This window comes from Duganella sp. sic0402 (assembly GCF_019219065.1).
GTDB lineage: Bacteria > Pseudomonadota > Gammaproteobacteria > Burkholderiales > Burkholderiaceae_D > Rugamonas.
Window position 1 is genome coordinate 39347 of sequence record NZ_JAHUWK010000016.1, and the last position, 20210, is coordinate 59556.

General features: G+C 60.9%; 21 protein-coding genes. 9 read left to right on the forward strand and 12 right to left on the reverse strand.

Translation table 11 applies throughout. From position 1 onward, the window contains the following. Positions 1 to 50: 50 nt before the first annotated feature. The 3 genes from KW842_RS25750 (at position 51) to KW842_RS25760 (ending at position 2211) form a co-directional block, all read left to right on the forward strand. Positions 51 to 263 carry a DUF1289 domain-containing protein gene (locus KW842_RS25750; RefSeq protein ID WP_218306977.1) on the forward strand — a complete coding sequence of 71 codons (213 nt, stop codon included), beginning with the start codon at positions 51 to 53 and terminating at the stop codon, positions 261 to 263. Then, a complete protein-coding gene (locus KW842_RS25755) occupies positions 260 to 1168 on the forward strand; it encodes an MBL fold metallo-hydrolase (RefSeq protein ID WP_218306978.1) in 909 nt (302 codons plus the stop codon). Before KW842_RS25750 ends, KW842_RS25755 begins: the two co-directional genes overlap by 4 nt. Positions 1169 to 1257: 89 nt before the next feature. Further along, positions 1258 to 2211, forward strand: coding sequence for a nitronate monooxygenase family protein (locus KW842_RS25760; RefSeq protein ID WP_218306980.1), 954 nt, complete (start codon positions 1258 to 1260; stop codon positions 2209 to 2211). On the opposite strand, the gene KW842_RS25765 is transcribed toward KW842_RS25760, so the two are convergent. From KW842_RS25765 to KW842_RS25815, 11 genes are all read right to left on the reverse strand, one after another. Further along, positions 2212 to 3675, reverse strand: a complete 1464-nt coding sequence (locus KW842_RS25765; protein WP_218306981.1) for an amidohydrolase family protein — start codon at positions 3673 to 3675, stop codon at positions 2212 to 2214. A gap of 78 nt (positions 3676 to 3753) precedes the next feature. After that, positions 3754 to 4854, reverse strand: a complete 1101-nt coding sequence (locus KW842_RS25770) for a helix-turn-helix domain-containing protein (RefSeq protein ID WP_218306982.1) — start codon at positions 4852 to 4854, stop codon at positions 3754 to 3756. A 33-nt stretch (positions 4855 to 4887) separates the two neighbouring features. Beyond that, on the reverse strand, positions 4888 to 5457 hold the full coding sequence (locus KW842_RS25775) for a hypoxanthine-guanine phosphoribosyltransferase (RefSeq protein ID WP_218306983.1): 570 nt from the start codon (positions 5455 to 5457) through the stop codon (positions 4888 to 4890). Positions 5458 to 5502: 45 nt separating this feature from the next. After that, complete coding sequence (locus tag KW842_RS25780; RefSeq protein ID WP_218306984.1) at positions 5503 to 6756, reverse strand: phenylacetate--CoA ligase family protein; 1254 nt, start codon at positions 6754 to 6756, stop codon at positions 5503 to 5505. 2 nt (positions 6757 to 6758) lie between these two features. Continuing rightward, entirely contained in the window at positions 6759 to 7109 is a 351-nt protein-coding gene (locus tag KW842_RS25785; RefSeq protein WP_218306985.1) for an MmcQ/YjbR family DNA-binding protein, read from the reverse strand. 8 nt (positions 7110 to 7117) lie between these two features. Next, positions 7118 to 7927, reverse strand: a complete 810-nt coding sequence (locus KW842_RS25790) for an ABC transporter ATP-binding protein (protein ID WP_218306986.1) — start codon at positions 7925 to 7927, stop codon at positions 7118 to 7120. Next, positions 7924 to 9228, reverse strand: coding sequence for an ABC transporter substrate-binding protein (locus KW842_RS25795; RefSeq protein ID WP_218306987.1), 1305 nt, complete (start codon positions 9226 to 9228; stop codon positions 7924 to 7926). Before KW842_RS25795 ends, KW842_RS25790 begins: the two co-directional genes overlap by 4 nt. An 18-nt stretch (positions 9229 to 9246) precedes the next feature. Continuing rightward, positions 9247 to 10305, reverse strand: a complete 1059-nt coding sequence (locus tag KW842_RS25800; protein WP_218306989.1) for a branched-chain amino acid ABC transporter permease — start codon at positions 10303 to 10305, stop codon at positions 9247 to 9249. Between the two features lie 12 nt (positions 10306 to 10317). Beyond that, entirely contained in the window at positions 10318 to 11214 is an 897-nt protein-coding gene (locus KW842_RS25805; RefSeq protein ID WP_218306990.1) for a branched-chain amino acid ABC transporter permease, read from the reverse strand. Continuing rightward, on the reverse strand, positions 11211 to 12032 hold the full coding sequence (locus tag KW842_RS25810) for an ABC transporter ATP-binding protein (protein WP_229223909.1): 822 nt from the start codon (positions 12030 to 12032) through the stop codon (positions 11211 to 11213). Before KW842_RS25810 ends, KW842_RS25805 begins: the two co-directional genes overlap by 4 nt. A 14-nt stretch (positions 12033 to 12046) precedes the next feature. Further along, positions 12047 to 13993, reverse strand: coding sequence for an AMP-binding protein (locus KW842_RS25815; RefSeq protein WP_229223917.1), 1947 nt, complete (start codon positions 13991 to 13993; stop codon positions 12047 to 12049). A gap of 779 nt (positions 13994 to 14772) precedes the next feature. On the opposite strand from KW842_RS25815, the gene KW842_RS25820 reads away from it, so the two are divergent. The 6 genes from KW842_RS25820 (at position 14773) to KW842_RS25845 (ending at position 19595) form a co-directional block, all read left to right on the forward strand. Then, positions 14773 to 16587 (forward strand): aminopeptidase P family protein, encoded by a 1815-nt coding sequence (locus KW842_RS25820; RefSeq protein WP_218306994.1) that lies wholly within the window; start codon positions 14773 to 14775, stop codon positions 16585 to 16587. Beyond that, a complete protein-coding gene (locus KW842_RS25825) occupies positions 16584 to 16835 on the forward strand; it encodes a hypothetical protein (protein WP_218306995.1) in 252 nt (83 codons plus the stop codon). The genes KW842_RS25820 and KW842_RS25825 overlap by 4 nt, the downstream gene beginning before the upstream one ends. Positions 16836 to 16850: 15 nt before the next feature. After that, on the forward strand, positions 16851 to 17597 hold the full coding sequence (locus KW842_RS25830) for an MgtC/SapB family protein (protein WP_218306997.1): 747 nt from the start codon (positions 16851 to 16853) through the stop codon (positions 17595 to 17597). 1 nt (position 17598) lies between these two features. Next, complete coding sequence (locus KW842_RS25835; protein WP_218306998.1) at positions 17599 to 18174, forward strand: DUF924 family protein; 576 nt, start codon at positions 17599 to 17601, stop codon at positions 18172 to 18174. Further along, positions 18174 to 19001, forward strand: a complete 828-nt coding sequence (locus KW842_RS25840; protein WP_218306999.1) for a Rossmann-like and DUF2520 domain-containing protein — start codon at positions 18174 to 18176, stop codon at positions 18999 to 19001. The genes KW842_RS25835 and KW842_RS25840 overlap by 1 nt, the downstream gene beginning before the upstream one ends. Before the next feature lie 231 nt (positions 19002 to 19232). Beyond that, a complete protein-coding gene (locus tag KW842_RS25845; protein ID WP_218307000.1) occupies positions 19233 to 19595 on the forward strand; it encodes a hypothetical protein in 363 nt (120 codons plus the stop codon). Between the two features lies 1 nt (position 19596). On the opposite strand, the gene KW842_RS25850 is transcribed toward KW842_RS25845, so the two are convergent. Continuing rightward, positions 19597 to 20181, reverse strand: coding sequence for a molybdopterin-dependent oxidoreductase (locus KW842_RS25850; RefSeq protein WP_218307001.1), 585 nt, complete (start codon positions 20179 to 20181; stop codon positions 19597 to 19599). Positions 20182 to 20210: the final 29 nt, after the last annotated feature.

The following is a 20210-nucleotide window of genomic DNA, read 5'->3' on the forward strand; positions in this document are numbered from 1 at the left end:
TTTAGGACTGAATAGCAGCAAGTCAAGCCGCTTCGCGGCATAATGCGTCCATGAGTGAAGTCACTAACATTATCCCGTCGCCGGTGCCGTCGCCCTGCGTCAGCCTGTGCAAGATGGACATGGAGCGGCGCTATTGCATGGGCTGCTTGCGCAGCATTGAAGAAATCATCGCCTGGGGCAAGGCGGATGATGATTACAAGCGTGCTGTCTGGGCCGACTTGCCGCGCCGGCGCGCAACCCTGCATTTCGACGAGGAGCAATGAGCGTGCTGCCGGATTCCATCCAGGTGCTGGAGCGTGGTTGGCTGTCGTCCAATAACATCATGCTGCTGGGACGCCACGATACGGCGATCATCGATACCGGCTACCTCAGCCACGCGCCGCAGACGCTGGAACTGGTGCGCCATGTGTTGCACGGCCGCCACCTGGACCAGATCCTCAACACCCATCTGCATTCCGATCACTGCGGCGGCAACGCCATCTTGCAAGCCCATTTCGGCTGCAAGACCTCGATCCCGGCGGCCGAGGCAGACAAGGTGCGCCATTGGGACGTGGAGGCGCTCAGCTTCAAGGCCACCGGCCAGCGCTGCGACCGTTTCACTTTCGACGCCACGGTCGCGCCTGGCGATGTGCTGCAACTGGCCGATATGGAATGGCAGGCGCTGGCCGCGCCCGGCCACGATCCGCACTCGCTGATTTTTTACTGCCCCGCCGCAAGGGTGCTGGTGTCCGCCGACGCCTTGTGGGAAAACGGCTTTGGCGTGATCTTTCCTGAGCTGGACGGGCAATCCGGCTTTGCCGAGGAACGCGCGACGCTGGATCTGATCGCGGGGCTGGATGTCGCGGTCGTGATCCCGGGCCATGGCGCACCCTTCACCGATGTGGCCGGCGCGCTGGGCCGCGCCCGCTCTCGGCTGGACTACCTGGCCGCTGACCCGGTCCGCAACGCCCAGAACGCGTTGAAAGTATTGCTGAAGTTCCTGCTGCTGGAGCGCCAGCGCATCGCGCTGGCCGATGTGCCGGCGCTGCTGACATCGATGCCGGTGTTTGCCGCCGCCAATGACAACCATCTCAAGCAGCCGCCGGAGGCGCTGGGGCCGTGGGCAGTGGGACAGCTAGTGCGTGCAGCGGCGGCACGTGTCGAGGGTGAGTACTTACTTAATGAATAATATAGAGGGTTTGCCCTACTTTAGGCACGGTCGTACTATTTTCGATCTATAATCGTTTGAACCGATCAACTCACGTCAGCGAGCACGCCATGACCTTGCCTGCAGTCCTGCAAAACCTCTCCCTTCCCGTCATCGCTTCCCCGATGTTCATTGCCAGCGGCCCCAAGCTGGTGGCGGCCCAGTGCAAGGCCGGTATCGTCGGCTCTTTCCCGGCGCTGAATGCGCGTCCTGCGGAGCTGCTGGATGTGTGGCTGACCGATCTGCAGAAAGAACTGGCCGACTTCCAGGCAGCCAATCCTGGCCAGCGTGTCGGCCCGATTGCCGTCAACCAGATCGTCCACCAGTCGAACGACCGGCTGGCGCATGATGTGGAGGTCTGCGTGAAGCATCAGATTCCGATCATCATCTCCTCGCTGCGCGCGCCGCCAAAAGAGATGCTGGACGCGATCCACAGCTACGGCGGCATCGTGCTGCACGACGTGATTTCGATACGCCATGCGGAAAAAGCGCTGGAAGCGGGCGTCGATGGCTTGATTCTGGTCGCTGCGGGCGCTGGCGGCCATGCCGGTCCGCTGTCGCCGTTTGCGCTGGTCGGCGAGGTGCGCAAGTTCTTCAAAGGCCCGGTTGCCCTGTCCGGTTCGATCGCCACCGGCGATGCGATCCTGGCGGCGCAAGCAATGGGCGCGGACTTCGCCTACATCGGCTCGCGCTGGCTGGCCACGCAGGAATCGAACGTCAGCGATGGCTACCGCGAAGCGATTGTAGAATCGACCGCAGCGGATATCGTGTATTCGAACCTGTTCACCGGCGTTCACGGCAATTACCTGAAAAAATCCATCGTCGCTGCCGGCCTGGATCCCGACGCGCTGCCGAGCGCCGACAAGACCGCGATGAACTTCGGCTCCAGCAGCGCCAAAGCCTGGCGCGACATCTGGGGCGCCGGCCAGGGCGTCGGCCTGATGGACGATATCCCGACCACTGCCGAGATGGTAGCCCGTCTCAAGCAGGAGTACGACGCCGCCCGCGCCCGCCTGGCGCTGTAGTTACTGTCCGGCGGCCAGGCTATCCCGCGCCGCCGGCTTGCCGCGCACCCAGACCGTGTCGATCGTATCGTAGGCACGGACATCCTTCAGCGGTGATTCTTTCATCAATACCAGGTTGGCGACCTTGCCCGGCTCGATGGTGCCCAGGTCCTTGTCCAGATGGAAGGAGCGGGCATTGTTGATGGTGGCCGCCTTGAAAATTTGCTCCAGGGATAATCCGGCGCTGCGCAGGTTCTGCATTTCCAGGTAGCCGTTCAGGCCGGGAATGTTGCCGTAAGTCGGCGAAGAGGGCGTGTCGGTGGCGAACAGGAAATTTGCATTCTTGCTCGCCAAATAGGCAAGCACCTGGCGCTGCCGACGCAGTGGGGCCTCCATGCCCTGGCGGACTGCTTCATCGGTTTCGCCTTCTTCGGCCACTTCTTCCTTGAACCAGTTGCCCTCGGGTGTTTTAAGCCAGGCCAGCATGGCGGGCGGCAGCAGCTTGGCCAGTGCAGGCGAGTTCAGATAGTCCGGATCGACATAGGCGCGCAGGCCGTACAGCACTTGCATGGTGGGCTGGTAGCCGATCTTCTTTTCTATGACTTTGTCCAGCAATTGCTTCACTTCGTCTGGCAACTCCTTCGAATTGTTCAGCGCACCCCAGTGCCACATGCCGTGCGCCAGCACTTCCACATCGCCATTGACGGCGAATGTCTGCGATTCCAGCGAGTTGCCATGGGTGACCATTACCAGCCCGGCCTGTCTGGCCAGCTCACGCACCTCGGCATACATGGCCGGACTCATCACCGGCAGGTTGCGCTGGCTGCCAAAGCCGCGTTCATAGTGGGTTTTGAGACAGATCGCATGGTCGGCCTTGACCCGCGCCACGCCTTTGGCCGGCGTGTAGTCTTCCGGCTTGTACTCGGCAGGAATCTTGTCCTTCTGCGCGGGATCGTAGATAAAGTTGGTGAACATCTGGTAGCGCTTTACCGGCGCGATGAAGGCCGAGGGATAGCCGTTGGCGATGACCAGCGGCGTGCCGCAGTCGTAAATATCCGGGTGCAGCGGCATGGCCTTGACCCGGTCGATGAATTCGCGGCTGCCTGCGGCCAGGTCAATCACGGTGGTATAGCCGTAGTAGAGATAAGATCGCGGCATTTGCGTGAAGTAGGCATTCGCCATGTCCTGCATGTGCTCGGATTGCTCAAAACTCATGCCTGGCACGGCAAACAGGTGCACATGGGAGTCGATCAGGCCGGGCGTCAGGTAATAACCTTTGCCGTCCACGCGTACCGCCCCCTTGGGCGCGGCTTTGCCGGTACCGCGCTCGACCCGCACGATGCGGTCGTTTTCGATCAGCACGCTGCCGGCTTCGATGCGGTCGAGTTTTTCCGGCGATACCAGTTTGACGTTGGTGATCCAGGTCTGGCTGGCCATGGCTGGCGCGCAGATCAGCAAGCTGGCGAAAAGGCGGGTGAGTTTCATGCTGGGCTCCTTGTTGTGATGGGCCCAGTGTGCTGCGCCGTGACGTATTTGGCGTGCCGGATCATGATACGGCACGCGCTACGCGGCAGTTTTTGCCTGTTCGCGGAACTCGCCCGGCGTCATGCCGGTGATTTTCTTAAATGCCCGGTTCATCGCGCTTTTACTGTTAAATCCGGCGATCAATGAAAGGTCGAGGATGCTGGCGCTGGCCTGCTGCGGATCTTGCAGGGCGTTTTTCAGCGCTTCCACACGGTAGCGATTCAGAAAATCGGCGAAATTCGCGTCGCAATGCTGGTTGATCAGCTGCGATAGCTCGTGCGGCGTCATTGCCACTTGCGCCGCCAGGTCTTCCAGCTTGAGCGCGCCGTTGCGGTAGGGCTGTTGCTGTTCCATGCAGGCTGTCAGACGGGCCAGGAAAGCGTCACGGTCGGCTGTGGATAACTGTTTGTCGCCGTAGCGCGGCTTGGGTGGTGGCAGGGTTTGCGGCCGGTATCCCAGCGGCAGGCGCATCGCCGTGTAGGCGGTGGCGAAGACGAACAGCATCAGCGCCCCGCCGTCCACCGCCTCCACCGATAGCGGCAGCTCGGCATCGACCGCCGCCATGGCCACCGCCAGGACGCTGAGGCCGGCACTGAACAGCCAGACGCGCATCAGCCGGCGCAAATCGGTCACCAGCGCGGAATCGGCCGGCACGCGTTGCACTAGCCGGTAGCTGGCGCGCAGGTAAAAGAACAGGATGGCCATTTTGACCACCGCAAACAGCGCCAGATACCAGGGCCAGCCGTCATAGGCGCGCATCCAGGCCAGTTTTTCGTCAGCCGAACGCAAGTAGAAGGGCAGCATCGCGAGCGTGGCGACTGCAAAGGGCAGGAAATGCAGCAGCGCGCGCCGGCCGAGCGGCTGGTCGGACAGCATGGCGTGCAGATAGAGATACAGCAGCGGCCCCACTGCCAGCCCCAGCGTGACGATCGCCAGCGCGCTATGCGGATAGATGCGGTACAACTGATTGAGCCCGAGCCAGGCATGGCCGATGATTGCTGAAAAAATCAGCAGTAGTGCGGACAGCAGCCGGTTGGCGGTCCGCATCTCCGGCTGGCGCGGGTTGAGCAGGGCGATGCTGAGAAACACGGCCTGCGCGATGGCGGCAAGGAATAGCCAGGAGATAATCGTATCAACCATCCTGTAATCCTGCCATCATGCGCCGCGCCTGTCTCAGTTTTCGGTATTAATCGCCCACAGGCCCGGCAGGTTGCGCCAGTAGCCGTAGGCGTCCATGCCGAAGCCGACCACGAAGCGGTTTGGGATGGTGATGCCGACGATGTCCGCCACCACTGGCTTCGGCTTGCCGATGGCCTTGTCGCAGAACACGGCCAGGATCACTTCCTTGGCGCCCATGTCGAGCAGGCGCTGTTTGACGTGGGCCAGCGTTTCGCCTTCGTCGAGAATGTCGTCCAGCACGATCACGGTGCGGCCGGTGACGTTCGAGCGCGGCACGACTTTCCATACCACTTCGCCGCCACGGTCTTCGTCGCCGTAGCGGCTGACATGGATGTAGTCGAATTCGAGCGGGAAGGTCAGTTGCGGCAGCAGGTTGCCGGTAAAGACCACGGCACCGCCCATCACGCCCAGCACCAGCGGGAATTCTTCGCTGTCCGGTTGATCGTAGCGGGTGTTGAGGGTGTTGGCCATGGCGGTGACGGCGTTGTCGACGTCCTGCTTGGTGTACAGTTCTTCAGCGCTCTTCATCAGGGCGCGGGCGCGGTTGTGGTGGAAGTCTTGCATGATTTTTCTCTAATGCCTGAAGTGAAGTCCGTTATTATCCCTCAATTACGCATAATCCCGCACATCTGCGATCACCTTGCCGTCGTTGGGCAGGCTGCCTGGCGCAACAAACTGCACTTCGCCGCGTAGCTTGGTCAGCACGCGGATGGACTCGACGATGTCCGCGCCGCTGGCGCTGGCGGGATCGGCCACTTCGCAATGCAGGGTCATGGTCTCGTGCGCGATCTGGCCCGATACCACCAGCCGTGCCTTGATGATGTGCGGATGGCGGCGCGCAATCTCATGCACCTGCGACGGGTGGACGAACATGCCGCGTATCTTGGTGGTCTGGTCGGCGCGTCCCAGCCAGCCTTTGATGCGGGTATTGGTGCGGCCGCATGGCGAGGGCGGCGTGTCGGTCAGAATCGCCGACAGGTCGCCGGTGGCGAAACGTATCAAGGGATAGTCCGGATTGAATACCGTGACCACCACCTCGCCCACTTCGCCCGCCGGCACAGGCTCGCCGCTGCCGGGGCGGACGATTTCCAGTATCACTTCTTCATCCAGCACCATGCCGGGATCGCGTAGCTCGCCGCTGCGGGTTTCGTAGGCGATGCTGCCGATGTCGGCGGAGGCGTACACCTGTAGCACGCAGGGCACGCCATGCTCGGCCAGCCAGCTGCGCAGCGATTCCGGCAGCGCCTCGGCGCTGACCAGCGCGCGCCGGATGCTGCTGATGTCCACCGCCATCTCCTGCGCCTTTTCGATGATCAGCTTCAAAAAGGACGGCGTGCCGACATAGGTATCGGGCTGCAGCGCGTGTATCGCCTGCACCTGCATTTCGGTCTGGCCGCTGCCGGCCGGGATCACCGCGCAGCCGATCCGCGCGGCGCCGCCTTCGACCATGAAGGCCGCCGGCGTGAAGTGATAGGAAAAGCAGTTATGCAGCAGTCCGCCCCTGCGTACACCGGCAGCATGCAAGGGACGGGCGAAGCGCCACCAGTCCTGGCCACGGCCTTCTGGATCGAAAATGGGGCCGGGCGACATATAGATGCGCGCCAGCTGGCCGAGCGGCGTAGTGTTTAAGCCACCGAATGGCATTTGCTGTGTTTGCAGCGCCTGTAGTTCTGACTTGTGCGTGACCGGCAGCGTGGCCAGCGCCGCGCGGCTGTTGATGTCGGCCGCGTTGATATCCTTGAGAATGCGCGACCATCCGGCCGCCGCCTTGGCGTGCGCCACCAGCTGTGGCAGGCGCGCCATCAAATCGCGCTCGCGCCTGTCCTGTGCGCGGGTTTCCAGTGGGTCGAGTGCCTCTTCCATGGTCAGCCTCCTTGAATTTCGCGTTGCAGCTTCTTGGTCAGTTTGGCGAACACCAGTTGGTAGGACCGTTGCAACAGTCCGGCCAGCTCTGCATCGCTGATCGCTTTGGCGTCTTCGATATAGACCCATTTGGCGCGGGCCAAGTACGGCGCCGGAATGATGCCGGGGCGGTCGGTCAATTCCAGGAAGCGGTCATCATCGACTTTGAAACTGATGCCACGCTCGCTGCCATCGGCGCCAGTGACGGCAAACATCTTCGCGCCGACCGAGAACACCAGATTGCTTTCCCATTTGATGTCTTCGCTCGCGCCGGGCAGTTTGCGGCAGTAGGCTTTCGCCTTGTTGAGATTCATAGAATTCCTTAAGCCAGCCAGCGCTTGCGGCGCCGGTAGAATTTCATGTCGCGGAAGCTGGTGCGGCCTGCGCCGGATACGCCCAGGTAGAACTCTTTGACGTCCTCGTTGCAGGCCAGATCGCTGGCAGCACCTTCCATCACCACACGGCCGTTTTCCAGGATGTAGCCGAAGTCCGCGTAGCGCAAGGCGATGCTGGTGTTTTGCTCGGCCAGCAGGAAGGAGACATTTTCCGTGCTGTTCAAGTCCTTGACGATGCCGAAGATCTCTTCAACGATCTGCGGCGCGATGCCCATCGACGGTTCATCCAGCAAGATCATCGACGGCTTGGCCATCAGGGCGCGGCCGAGTGCGCACATCTGTTGTTCGCCGCCGGAGGTGTAGCCGGCCTGGCTGTGGCGGCGCGTCTTCAGGCGCGGGAAGTAGTGGTAGACCTTTTCCAGCGATTCCTTTAACTCCGCCCGCGAGGCGCTGCGGGTGTACGCGCCAGTCAGAAGATTTTCTTCGATGGTCAAATGGCCGAAGCAGTGGCGGCCTTCCATCACTTGCGACAGGCCGCGCTTGACCAACTCATTTGGCGTCAAATGGTCGATGCGTTCGCCTTTGAATTGCACTTCGCCCTTGGTGACATCGCCGCGCTCGCCGCGCAGCAGCGTGGAGATGGTTTTCAGCGTGGTGGACTTGCCGGCGCCGTTGGCGCCCAGCAGGGCCACGATTTTTCCCTGCGGGACTTGCAGCGACACGCCTTTCAGCACCAGGATGACGTGGTTGTAGATAACTTCAACGTTATTCACAGACAGATAAGGAACGCTGCTCATTTCGCGCACGCCGGCGTGATTTTTTTCTCGGCCGCGTAAGCCGCAGAGCTTTCTTCCAGCAGCTTGCGGGTCAGGGCCTTGTCGCCGACGATCCAGTTGGGCGTCACGGCGTTCCATTTTTTGCCATCCCATTGCTGCACTTTCACCGCACCGGAGCCTTCATGGTCGTCGCAGCTGGTCTTCACCACCGGCAGCATGCCTAAAGCGCCGATGGATTTTTGCCGCGCTTCGTCCACGTTCAGGTTTTCCAGGCCCCAGCGCAGTTGTTCTCCGCTGACGCGCTTACCCTTGCCGAATTTTTCCTGCGCCGTGCGCATCGCCTCTACCCACAGGATGGCCGCGCTGACGCCGCGCATGTGGTACACGCTGCCGATGCGCGATGCATCCGCCAGATTGCCTTTGCCCGCGCCGTAGAGTTTCTTGCGGATGTCATCCAGCACAGGATAATTGCCCGGCGTATTAAAGGTCATTGCGCTATAGCCTTTGGCGGCGTCGCCGGTTGGCACGGTGTCTTCTTCCGAGCCGGCCCACCAGACGCCGAGGATTTTCTCGCGCGGGAAGCCGTTGCGCTGCGCGGTCTTGATCGCCACCGCGTTCATGGATCCCCAGCCCCACAGGATCACATGGTCCGGCCTGGCCTGGCGTATCTGCAGCCATTGCGATTGCTGTTCGCTGCCCGGTGGCGTGACTGGAATTTTGACCAGATCAAAGCCGTGCAGTTTCGCCAGCGCTTCTAGCACCGGCAAGGGTTCTTTGCCGAACGCCGAGTCGTGATACAGGTGGACGATCTTTTTCCCTTTGAGCTTGGCCATGCCACCTTCCTTGTCGCCCAGGTACTTGATCATGCCTGCCGCCTGATTCCAGTAGCTGGTAATCAGCGGGAAGACATAAGGGAAGACTTTGCCGTTGGCGGCGTCAGAGCGGCCATAGCCGATCATCGTCATCGGGATTTTATCCACCGCCAGGCGGTCAAGAATGCCGTAGGCCACGCCGGTGGAGAGTGGTTCGACCAGTGTTGCGCCGCCGTTCCTGGTTTTCAGACGCTCATAGCATTCCACGCCGCGCGACGGGTTGTATTCAGTCTCGCACTCCTCCCATGCGATCTTCACACCATTGACGCCGCCCGACAGATTGACCAGGTTGAAGTAGTCGATAATGCCGCCATAAAATCCAGAACCGCCCGCTGCATAAGGGCCGACGCGATAAGAGGGGAGGGCGACGTACTGCTCCGCCGGCTGCGCGCTGGCGGCGCCGCTGGCGGCCAGCGTGATGCCGGCGATGAAGGACGTTAAGCGTTTCATAGTGTGTCTCCGCGATTGTTAATGGGGGAACGGCCACAGACGCAACTTCTCTTTACCAATTTGCCACAGGCGCGCAAGGCCGTGGGGTTCGACGATCAGGAAAAATATGATCAGCGCGCCAAATACCATGAGTTCGAGATTGGAGGCGACGCTGGTCGGCAGCGCAAGGCTGTGTGCCACCCTATTCAGCAGCACCGGCAGCAGCACGATGAAGGCCGCGCCGAGGAAGGAGCCCAGCACCGAGCCGACGCCACCAATGATAATCATGAACAGGATGCGGAACGACAGATCGAGGTTGTAGGCCTCTGGCTCTACCGTGCCGAGATAGGCATACGCATACAGCGCACCAGCCACGCCGCAATAAAAGGAACTGATGGCGAAGGCCAGCAGCTTGGTACGCATCAGGCGAAAGCCGATCACTTCGGCCGCCACATCCATGTCGCGCACCGCCATCCATGAACGGCCGATATTGGAGCGGATCATATTCTTGGCCAGCAGCGCCATGACCGCCACCACCGCCAGCACCAGCAGGTATTTGCGGCCAGGCGTGTCGAAGCCGTAGCCGAAAATGATGACAGGCTGCGCGGTGATCACGCCAGAGCTGCTGTAGTTGGTCAGGTAGGGAATCTTGGTCAGGCACCAGACCACGAAGAATTGCGTGGCCAGCGTGGCGGCGGCCAGGTAGAAACCACGGATGCGCAGCGATGGCAGGCCGAAGGCGACCCCCACCAGCGCCGCGCTCAAGCCACCCAGCGCAAACGCCGCCAGTACCGGCAGGCCGGGAATCCGCAGGATGAAGTTATACGACGCGAACGCGCCGACCGCCATGAAGGCCGCAGTGCCGAGTGACAGCTGGCCGGCATAGCCGGTCAGGATATTCAGGCCCAGCGCGGCCAGCGAGAAAATCAAAAACGGTATCAGGATCGCCGACAGCAGATAGGGCGACGCCAGCCAGGGCACCAGCAGCACCGCGACGCCCAGCAAGGCAAGCAGCGCGATGCGATCCTGCAGGATGGGGAAAATCTGACCATCGGCTTCATAGCTGGTTTTGAACTGTCCTGCTTCGCGGTAAAGCATGGCTAGGTCCCTTTAGATTCTGCGGATAATTTTTTCGCCGAACAGCCCTTCCGGCCGCACCAGCAGGAGCAACAAAGCCAGCACATACGGGAACCAGCCCTCGATGCCGCCGCCCACCATTGGGCCGATGTACACCTCGGCCAGTTTTTCAGACGCGCCGATGATCAGCCCACCGACAATCGCGCCTGGCATCGACGTAAAGCCGCCGAGTATCAGCACCGGCAGTGCCTTCAGCGCGACAAAGGTCAGCGCGAACTGTACGCCGTTGCGCGCGCCCCATAGCAGCCCCGCCACCAGCGCGACCACGCCGGCCACCGCCCACAGCACGGCCCAGATGCGCTGCAAAGGAATGCCGACCGCCAGCGCCGCCTGATGGTCATCGGCGACCGCGCGCAGCGCGCGGCCTACTTTGGTTTTGGAGAACAGCAGGGCCAGCGTGGTCACCAGCAGGCCGCATACCGCAGCGGCCATTATGTCGAACTGCGAAACCAGGATGTTGTAGTGGTCCAGCAGATACTGCGATGGCACGTCTTCCACCGGCAGTTCCAGCTTGCGTACCTGCGCCCCAAACAGCAGCTGCGCCAGGCCTTCGATGAAGAAGGCCAGGCCGATGGTCGCCATGAACAGCGTGATTTCCGGCTGATTGACCAGCGGGCGCAACACCACCCGTTCGATCGCGCTCCCAAGCAATATCATCACCGCGATGGTGACTGGCACTGCGATCCACAGCGAAACGTGCAGCAGGTCCATCACGCCGGCGCAGGTCAGCGCGGCGAAATAGACCATCGCGCCCTGGGCGAAATTGAACACGCCAGAGGCCTTGTAAATCAATACAAAACCGATCGCCACCAGCGCGTACATCACGCCGGAGAGCAGGCCGCCGATCAGCACTTCAAGGAAGAAGTTCATGCGCAGGATACTCCCAGATAGGCGTTGATGACATCCTGATTGCAGCGCACCTGCTCCGGCGTGCCGTCGGCGATTTTTTTGCCGTAGTCCAGCACCACCACGCGGTCGGAAAGATCCATCACCACGCTCATATCATGCTCGATCAGCACAATGGTGGTGCCGAATTGGTCGTTCACGTCGAGGATGAAGCGGCACATATCCTGTTTTTCCTCGACATTCATGCCGGCCATCGGCTCGTCCAGCAGCAGCACTTCCGGCTCGGCGGCCAGCGCGCGGCCCAGCTCCACGCGTTTTTGCAGCCCATACGGCAAGCGGCCGGCGGGCGTGTGGCGAATCGCCTGGATCTCCAGGAAGTCGATGATTTCCTCGGCCTTGATGCGGTGGGCGATTTCCTCGCGCCGCGCCGGGCCCCAGTGCAAGGCTTGCAGCAGGAAGCTGGATGTCATCTTCAGATTCCGGCCGGTCATGATGTTGTCCAGCACCGACATGCCCTTGAACAGTGCGATGTTCTGGAAGGTGCGCGCGATGCCGGACTTGGCGGCGGCATGGCAATCCATATTCTTGCGCATCTCGCCGCGATAAATGATCTGTCCCTGCTGTGGGCGGTACACGCCATTGATCACATTCAGCATGGAGCTTTTTCCCGCGCCGTTCGGGCCGATGATGGCGCGGATTTCATGCTGGCGCACGTCGAAGGAAATATCACTCAGCGCGCGCACGCCGCCGAAGGACAGCGAGATATTCCGCAAGTCGAGGATGACCGGCCCGGTTTGCCGCCGCGCTGCGCCGAAGTGCGCTTCTGGTACGTTCATCTGCATGGGCGCGCGCTCCGTCATGCGGCTGCCTGCACGGCAGGGAAGGTCTGACAGGAAGCGATCTGCAAGTTCGCCGCCACCGTGCCGCTGCGGCCGTCCTCGAATTTCACCTGCGTCTCTATGTATTGCGTGACCTTGTCTTGGTAAAGCGCCGCGATCAGCACTGCGTACTTCTCGGCGACGAAGGCGCGGCGTACTTTGCGCGTGCGGGTCAGCTCATCGTCGTCCGGGTCGAGTTCCTTGTGCAGCACGAGGTAGCGGTGGATTTGCGTGCCGCCCATGCCCGGTTCCGCAGCCAGGCTGGCGTTGACTTGTTCGATGCAGTCGCGCACCAGATCATAGACAGTGGCCTGCGCGGCCAGGTCGGTGTAGCCGGAGTAGGCGAGGCCACGGCGTTCCACCCAGTTACCCACAGCTTCGATGTCGATGTTGATGAAGGCGCACACCACGTCGCGCTGGTGGCCGAAAACCACGGCCTCTTTGATAAACGGGAAGAACTTGAGTTTGTTTTCGATGTAGTTGGGGGCAAAGATTGCGCCGCTGTTCATGCGCCCGACGTCGGCCGCGCGGTCGATAATCTTCAAGTGGCCGTCGCTGTCGAACAGGCCGGCGTCGCCGGTGTGGAAATAGCCCTGGGCGTCGATGGCGGCACTGGTGGCGTCGGGACGTTTGTAGTAGCAGTCCATCAAGGTTGGTGATTTCACCAATACTTCGCCATTATCGGCCAGTTTGACCTCCACGCCAGGTGCCGGCAGGCCGACGCTGTCGAACTTGATCTGGCCGTCCGGTTGCAAACAGATATAGGCGCATGTTTCGGTGGAGCCGTAAAACTGCTTCAGATTGATGCCGATAGAGCGATAGAAGCGGAACAGATCCGGCCCGATCGCGGCGCCGGCGGTGTAGGCGACGCGGATGCGCGACATGCCCAGCACGTTTTTCAGCGGTCCGTAGATCAGCACTTTGCCCACTGCGTAGCGCAGCCGGTCGGCCAGCGGCACCGGCTTGCTGTCTAAAATTTGCGCACCGCAGCGGCGCGCCACGTCCATAAAGTAGTGGAACAGGCGTCGCTTGATGGCGCCGGCGTCCTCCATCCGTATCATCACCATGGTCAGCATGTTCTCGAACACGCGCGGCGGAGCGAAGTAATAAGTGGGGCCGATTTCGCGCATATCGGTCATGACTGTTTCGCTGGATTCCGGACAATTGACGGTGAAACCGGCGCTCATCGCCTGCGCGAAGGAGAACAGGCAATCGCCCACCCAAGCCATGGGCAGATAGGAAAGAATATCTTCTTTATCAGTCAGGCGTTCGAAGCTGACGCCGCCGTCGCCGGCTGCCAGCAGTGCGGCGTGGGTCTGGCATACGCCTTTGGGTTTGCCGGTGGTGCCGGAGGTATACAGGATGACGGCGTTATCGCTGCCGCGCCCTTCCGCGATATTGGCTTCAAAAAAGCCCGGATGGGCTTTATCCCATGCGCTGCCGATTTCCTGCAGCCTGGTGAAAGAAATGAATTCTTGCTGACGATAATGCCGCATGCCGCGTTCGTCGTCATAAGCGATATGCCGCAGGTGTGGATAAATAGATTTTAATTCCAGTAATTTATCGACCTGTTCCTGATCTTCGACGATGGCGTATTGGATTTCAGCGTTTTCCAGTACATAAGCCATATCGGCGGCGGGTGCATCCTGATAAAGCGGTACAGGCACACCACCCAGACATTGTGCAGCCAGCATGGACCAATATAAGCGTGGACGGTTATCGCCGATAATTGCCAGATTCATTCCCCGCTGAAAACCGAGCGCAGCCAATCCACACGCCAGGAAGCGGACTTCGTTATTAACCTGTGCCCAATCCCAGCTTTGCCAAATACCCAGATGCTTTTCACGAAATGCAGGTTTCCCCGGCCTGGTCTGGCCGTGCGCAAGTAAGCGACGAGGAAAAGTCTCCTGCTCTATTTGCACCAGTGTCTCCGGTTGCGATTTTATTCAGCCATATTAGCGTGCTGCGGCTCAAAACAGGGATTTTTCCATGGTGCGTCGCAAAAACGTCTGATCGATGCAAACATCTTGCAACTAATTGATTAGCTAAACCAATCTGTTATGAAATCATGCTCATCCATGCTAAAAATTAGCATGGATAAGCCAAATTTCGGCGCAACCCTAGCTGTAGAGACAAGATTAGTTGGTGTGGCGTTTCATCAGAGTTACATGAGGACTTTGAATTTTAACTATGAGCTTTTTCCTAAAAAATCAGCCGAATATTTTTGTATGCATACTCAGATTTTATGCAAATTTTTACAGGGTTTCTTACTGCCATAAGCAAACAATACCAAATAATTTTTCTCATTAGATGAAACAACCTGGATGAAAAAAATAAAGGAAAAATTTCAATGGCAATAAATTCATGAACGTCATAGGTGATATTCTATTCTTTCCGATAATTGGAATCGTAAACCATGGGTAAGAAGCTGGCTTTGGATGAAAAGCGAACTACCAAAAAGGCTGCAATATTGATCGCCAGAAAGGCTATTTTTGTACTTCGATAAGGAATGGAAAAGGGGTTGCACTGGGATTTGTCATTGATGTGTCCCCTGAATATGCTGCAATTATGGAGAACGGCCGCAGCCGTTCCATACCCGTCAAAGATAAAGAGTTTTCTCAGCATGTGGCGGACAGCGTGCTTTCTGCGACTAGCAGGTAGCCCAATCGGAGTATCATACGGACAAGATATTGAGAACTTTTCCATGGATACTCCAACCTCATCCCAAGTCGCCGAGCGCCTGGCGCTGTTGCGGGCGGCGATGCGCCAGCATCACATCGATGCGCTGATGATCCCGTCAGCCGATCCGCATCTGTCCGAATACCTGCCCGAGCGCTGGCAGGGCCGCGAATGGGCGTCCGGATTTACCGGTTCGGTCGGCACCTTCGTCATCACGCCGGAATTCGCCGGCCTGTGGACCGACGCCCGTTACTGGACCCAGGCCGAACAGCAATTGCTGGAAACCGGCATCCAGCTGATGAAGCTGCCATCCGGCGCCAGCGTACAATATATAGACTGGCTGGCAAGCCACCTGAAATCCGGCCAGACGCTGGCAGTCGACGGCGCGGTGCTGGGCCTGGCCATCGCCCGCATGCTGCAAAGCGCGCTGGACGCGGCCGACGTCAAGCTGCGCACCGATTTCGATCTGCTGCAGCAAGTCTGGCAAGACCGCCCAGCGCTGCCGGTGGCGCCGATCTTCGAGCATCTGCCGCCGTATGCGTCGAAAAGCCGCAGCGGCAAGCTGGCTGATTTGCGCGGCGCCATGCAGCAGGCCGGCGCCAGCCGCCACCTGATGTCGACGCTGGACGATATCGCCTACCTGTTCAATCTGCGTGGCGCCGACGTCAACTTCAACCCGATTTTCCTGTCGCATGCACTGGTCACGCCTACGCGCGCCACGATTTACGTCGCCGACGGCAAAATCTCGCCCGATTTGCGCGCCGCGCTGGCCGATGAGGGCATCGATGTCGCGCCCTACGAAGCCGCCGCCGCCGCGCTGGCCGCGCTGCCGGCCGACGCCACCTTGCTGATCGATCCGCGCCGCATCACCTACGGCACCCGCCAGTGGATACCAGCCAAGGTCAAAGTCATCGAAGCGATCAACCCGACCACGCTGGCCAAGTCGCGCAAGAGCGAGCAGGATGTAATCCACATCCGCGCCACGATGGACCAGGACGGCGCTGCGCTGTGCGAATTCTTCACCTGGCTGGAGCAGACACTGGCCGATAGCCATCGCGCGCCGCTGACTGAAGTGGAAATCGACCGGCAAATCACCGGCGCCCGCGCGCGCCGTCCGCACTTCATCAGTCCAAGCTTTGCAACCATCGCCGGCTTCGGCGCCAACGGCGCCATCATGCATTACCGCGCCACAGAGGCGCGCCACGCCACCATCGAAGGCAACGGCCTGCTGCTGATCGATTCCGGCGGCCAGTACCTGGGCGGCACCACCGACATCACCCGGGTGGTGGCGGTCGGCCGCATCACTGAGGAACACCGCCGCGATTTCACGCTGGTACTGAAGGGGATGATTGCCTTGTCTGCGACCCGCTTCCCGCGCGGGACCAAGTCGCCGATGCTGGACGCCATCGCCCGCGCGCCGCTGTGGGCGGAAGGACTGGACTTCGGTCATGGCACCGGTCACGGCGTCGGCTACTTCCTGAACGTGCATGAAGGCCCGCAATCAATCTCGCCATCGGCCATGCCGGAGCCGCACACCGCGATGGAGCCGGGCATGATCACTTCCATCGAGCCGGGCCTGTACCGGCCGGGGCGCTGGGGCATCCGCATTGAGAACCTGGTGCTTAACCGCCCAGCCGGCCAGACCGAGTTTGGCGAATTCCTGAATTTTGAGACATTAACCATGTGCCCGATCGACACCCGCTGCATCGAAACCGCGCTGCTGCGCGACGACGAGAAGCGCTGGCTCAACGATTACCACGCCACGGTGCGCAAGCGCCTGTCGCCGCTGCTGTCCGGCGACGCGCTGGCGTGGCTGCACACACGAACGGAGGCTGTATGAGTGGACGCGCAACCCGCGCTACATCGGCGATTGATCGCCTGAAGCGCCGCACCGGCAACGAGAAATACTCGATGTCAGTCACTGGCAATGGCCATTTCTTCCTGTCCGAGGGCGCCGGCAATCCGCCGCTGAACGCGCCGATGGAGCTGGATGAATTTGTCGCTTTCGTCAATGGCATCGCGCCGCTGGCGCCCAAACGCGTCAGCAAGCTGGATATCGCTTTCGAAAAACAGCTCATTAAAAAATAACAGAAAGGGGCGTGTATGCCCGCCATTGAATTCCTGCAGGCTTACTGGTCGCATTCCGAAATCGCCACCAACGCGGTGATTTTGCTGAATCTGCTGGGCGCCTTGGTACTGGGCCTGCTGGTGGGCTATGAGCGTTCTTACCACGGCCGCGCGGCCGGCATGCGCACTTATGGCCTGGTGTGCATGGCGTCTGCCGCGCTGACGGTGATCGGTGGCTATCCTGGCCACTGGTTTGGCGGCCATGTGTCGACCTATCTGGTGAACTCCGATCCGACCCGCATCGTGCAGGGCATCGTCACCGGCATCGGTTTCCTCGGCGCCGGCGTCATCATGCGCGAAGGTTTTAACATCAGCGGCCTGACCACTGCCGCGTCGATCTGGGCGTCGTCGGTGATCGGCGTCATGGTCGGTGTCGGGTTTTATTTGGGCGCGATGGGCCTGGCGCTGCTGTGCGCGGGTTCGATGATCTTTTTGACCAAGGTGGAAGCCTGGCTGCCGTCGCGCCACGCGATCGCCATCACCATGCGCTTCAAGGCTGGCTATAGGCCGCAGGAGCCGGCGTTGAGGGCGATGGCCGCGCAGCGCGGCTATGAAATCGCCGGCGGCTCGCTGATGATCGGTAGCGATGGCGGCATGCAGGAGTGGCGCTTTGTCGCCATCGCCTTCAGCAAGCGCAGCGGCGCGCCGATGGCGGTACTGTCGGCGGAACTGGCCGAGTTCGAGGGCATCCACAGCTTCCAGCTTACCCATGCACGCAACTGATATGAATACACAAGCACAGGCAGTGTTGGATTTCTGGTTTGGCGGCACGCTGCCGCGCAAGGAATGGTTCCAGAAGAGCGATAGCTTCGACCGCGAGATTGAACAGCGCTTCGGTGCGCAGATCGAGCAGGCGCTGGAAGGCGGCCTGCATGCCTGGGACGCCGACGGCCCGCGCGCCGCGCTGGCGCGGATCCTGGTGCTGGATCAGTTCTGCCGCAATGTCTACCGTGATACGCCGCTGTCCTTCGCTGGCGACCATCAGGCGCTGGCAGCCGCGCTGGACATGATCGACGCTGGCGAAGACCAGACCCTGGCGCCATTTGAGCGCGCCTTCGTCTATCTGCCGCTGGAGCATGCGGAGGACTTGGCGATGCAGGAGCAGGCGGTGGCGCTGTTCACCCGTCTGGCCGAAGCGGAAGCGGGCGATGAGGCCATCGCCGGCATGCTGGATTACGCCAGGCGCCATCGCGATGTGATCAAGCGCTTCGGCCGTTTCCCGCACCGTAATGACATTTTGCAGCGCGCTTCCACGCCTGCCGAACAGGAATTCCTCAAGCAGCCGGGATCGAGGTTCTGATGGCGGCGACCTTGAACCTGATCGGCGCCGGCCATGTGGGCCGCGTGCTGGGCAGGCTGTTCGCGCAGCGCAGTGTGTTTAACATCCAGCAGGTGCTGACGCGTTCGCCGGCTTCGGCGCAGCAGGCAGTGGACTTTATCGGCGCTGGCAGCGCGGTGGCAGCGTACGAGCAGCTGCAAGCGGCAGCCGTGCATGTGCTGGCGGTCGGCGACGATCAGATCGGACCGGCCTGCGAGGCGCTGGCGCGCGCCGTGCCGCTACAGGGCAGCATTGTGTTCCATTGCAGTGGCGCGCTGGCTTCCGACCGTCTCCAGGCCGCGCGTGACGCCGGCGCCCTGGTCGCCAGCGTGCATCCGATCCGCAGCTTTGCCGATCCGGCAGTGGTCGCTGCACAATTTTCAGGCACGTTCTGCGGCATCGAAGGCGACCCCGGCGCGCTGGCGGTGCTGACGCCGGCCTTGCAGGCGATCGGCGCGCAGCCGGTGCCGATCAACGCCGAGGCCAAGACCGTGTATCACGCGGCGGCGGTCTTCGCCAGCAATTACCTGGTGACCGTCCTGGACGCCGCGCTGCGCGCCTACCAGGCGGCGGGCATTCCGGAACCGGTGGCGCGGCAGCTGGCGCAGCCCTTGGCCAGCGAATCGATGAACAATGTGTTCCGCCTCGGTGCGGCGGCCGCGCTCAGCGGGCCGATTGCGCGCGGCGACCTGGCGACCGTGGCGCGCCAGCAGCAGGCGGTGACGCAATGGGATGAGGGGACCGGAGCGTTGTATCAGGCTCTTGTCGCTCCGACTACAGATCTGGCGGCGCGAAAACGGCGGAAATAGCGCTTCTGTGCTTATCTCCGTGCAAATTATTCCTTAACAACTATATTTCAAGTAGATGATTTTGTTGTCCGGGACAACGGTTTGCAGTCGTAATGCTACGAATTCACAAATAAAGTGTGGGATTAGTCGACAAACCACGCGTTTAGCAATAAGCTTGTTTCTTAGAATGTTTTCTACAAGAATCAATATATTAGCTAACCGGCGCCAAATTTGCACAGTAGGGGTAAGAACATGTTATTTCTGAAAAGTACGACCGTCACCAAAGCGCCAGGCATTTACGATGTGGATATCGCAGCCAAGCCGCCTGGCAAAACCTTTGGCGTGTTCCTGGCGACCGATCCGGACAATCCGCCAACCGAAGTGCTGGCGCAACTGGCCGCACTCGGCTTCAAGCAGACCTATAGCGGCGGCTACACCCACAAAGATCGCGGCAAGGTACTGGACCTGCACTTCCAGAAAGCCGGCACCGACCTGTTCGAAGGCTGGAAAGCTGAAGAACTGGAAGCCAATATGGCCGCCATCACCGCGCTGTTCAGCGGCATCGGCATCACCATCGCGCCACGCGTGATGAGCCTCGCTGAAGCCTACGCTTAATCTAAGTCCTCACCTCGATGTGATAGAGCGCCCACGGCGCGCCACCGTAACGTCCCGCCAGCGGGATGGCGGCCAGCTCAGGCACTCTGTCCGCATCGCATAAGGCCCACAACGGCCCCAGCCCGCCCAGTGCCATCGGTGTGCCATCCATCTGGGTGGCGACGATCCAGCGCTGCGCGCGTGCTTGCGCGACCGTGACCGCAGCCGCATAACCATCCACCGCCCGCAGTATCAGCCTGGTGTCGTCGCGCAGTGCCGCGCCGGCCGCCTGCATCACGTCCAGCAGCAGCGGGCCGCGCAGAGTGTGCGGCTTGGCGTCGTATTCCAGCGTCGGCTTGATGGTGACGGCCGGCAGCGCCGCCAGCGCAGCGTAATCGAAAGCGTGCGCCTTTTCAAAATCGATTTTCTGCTTGGCCATCATCACATCGCGCGCCGGGTCGAACTTGCCGCGATTGGGCTTGCTGATGGCGCCGGTCACGGTCAGCAGGGCAGGGCCGGCTGGCGCGGCGGCATGCGCCGGCAAGGTAGTGGACAAGCCGGACAGGCCGGCCAAGGCCGCCGTGCCGAGGAACTGGCGTTTCTTCATGCGGGGAACTCCGTGAATGCGTAGTGCCG

Excerpts from the sequence above, each read along its gene's own strand:
- KW842_RS25820 (WP_218306994.1), top strand. The coding sequence starts at position 14,773 with ATGGATACTCCAACCTCATCCCAAGTCGCCGAGCGCCTGGCGCTGTTG.
- KW842_RS25755 (WP_218306978.1), top strand. The coding sequence starts at position 260 with ATGAGCGTGCTGCCGGATTCCATCCAGGTGCTGGAGCGTGGTTGGCTG.
- KW842_RS25780 (WP_218306984.1), bottom strand. The coding sequence starts at position 6,756 with ATGGAAGAGGCACTCGACCCACTGGAAACCCGCGCACAGGACAGGCGC.
- KW842_RS25750 (WP_218306977.1), top strand. The coding sequence starts at position 51 with ATGAGTGAAGTCACTAACATTATCCCGTCGCCGGTGCCGTCGCCCTGC.
- KW842_RS25835 (WP_218306998.1), top strand. The coding sequence starts at position 17,599 with ATGAATACACAAGCACAGGCAGTGTTGGATTTCTGGTTTGGCGGCACG.
- KW842_RS25765 (WP_218306981.1), bottom strand. The coding sequence starts at position 3,675 with ATGAAACTCACCCGCCTTTTCGCCAGCTTGCTGATCTGCGCGCCAGCC.
- KW842_RS25825 (WP_218306995.1), top strand. The coding sequence starts at position 16,584 with ATGAGTGGACGCGCAACCCGCGCTACATCGGCGATTGATCGCCTGAAG.
- KW842_RS25795 (WP_218306987.1), bottom strand. The coding sequence starts at position 9,228 with ATGAAACGCTTAACGTCCTTCATCGCCGGCATCACGCTGGCCGCCAGC.
- KW842_RS25830 (WP_218306997.1), top strand. The coding sequence starts at position 16,851 with ATGCCCGCCATTGAATTCCTGCAGGCTTACTGGTCGCATTCCGAAATC.
- KW842_RS25775 (WP_218306983.1), bottom strand. The coding sequence starts at position 5,457 with ATGCAAGACTTCCACCACAACCGCGCCCGCGCCCTGATGAAGAGCGCT.
- KW842_RS25805 (WP_218306990.1), bottom strand. The coding sequence starts at position 11,214 with ATGAACTTCTTCCTTGAAGTGCTGATCGGCGGCCTGCTCTCCGGCGTG.
- KW842_RS25785 (WP_218306985.1), bottom strand. The coding sequence starts at position 7,109 with ATGAATCTCAACAAGGCGAAAGCCTACTGCCGCAAACTGCCCGGCGCG.
- KW842_RS25845 (WP_218307000.1), top strand. The coding sequence starts at position 19,233 with ATGTTATTTCTGAAAAGTACGACCGTCACCAAAGCGCCAGGCATTTAC.
- KW842_RS25770 (WP_218306982.1), bottom strand. The coding sequence starts at position 4,854 with ATGGTTGATACGATTATCTCCTGGCTATTCCTTGCCGCCATCGCGCAG.
- KW842_RS25840 (WP_218306999.1), top strand. The coding sequence starts at position 18,174 with ATGGCGGCGACCTTGAACCTGATCGGCGCCGGCCATGTGGGCCGCGTG.
- KW842_RS25790 (WP_218306986.1), bottom strand. The coding sequence starts at position 7,927 with ATGAGCAGCGTTCCTTATCTGTCTGTGAATAACGTTGAAGTTATCTAC.
- KW842_RS25810 (WP_229223909.1), bottom strand. The coding sequence starts at position 12,032 with ATGCAGATGAACGTACCAGAAGCGCACTTCGGCGCAGCGCGGCGGCAA.
- KW842_RS25850 (WP_218307001.1), bottom strand. The coding sequence starts at position 20,181 with ATGAAGAAACGCCAGTTCCTCGGCACGGCGGCCTTGGCCGGCCTGTCC.
- KW842_RS25760 (WP_218306980.1), top strand. The coding sequence starts at position 1,258 with ATGACCTTGCCTGCAGTCCTGCAAAACCTCTCCCTTCCCGTCATCGCT.
- KW842_RS25800 (WP_218306989.1), bottom strand. The coding sequence starts at position 10,305 with ATGCTTTACCGCGAAGCAGGACAGTTCAAAACCAGCTATGAAGCCGAT.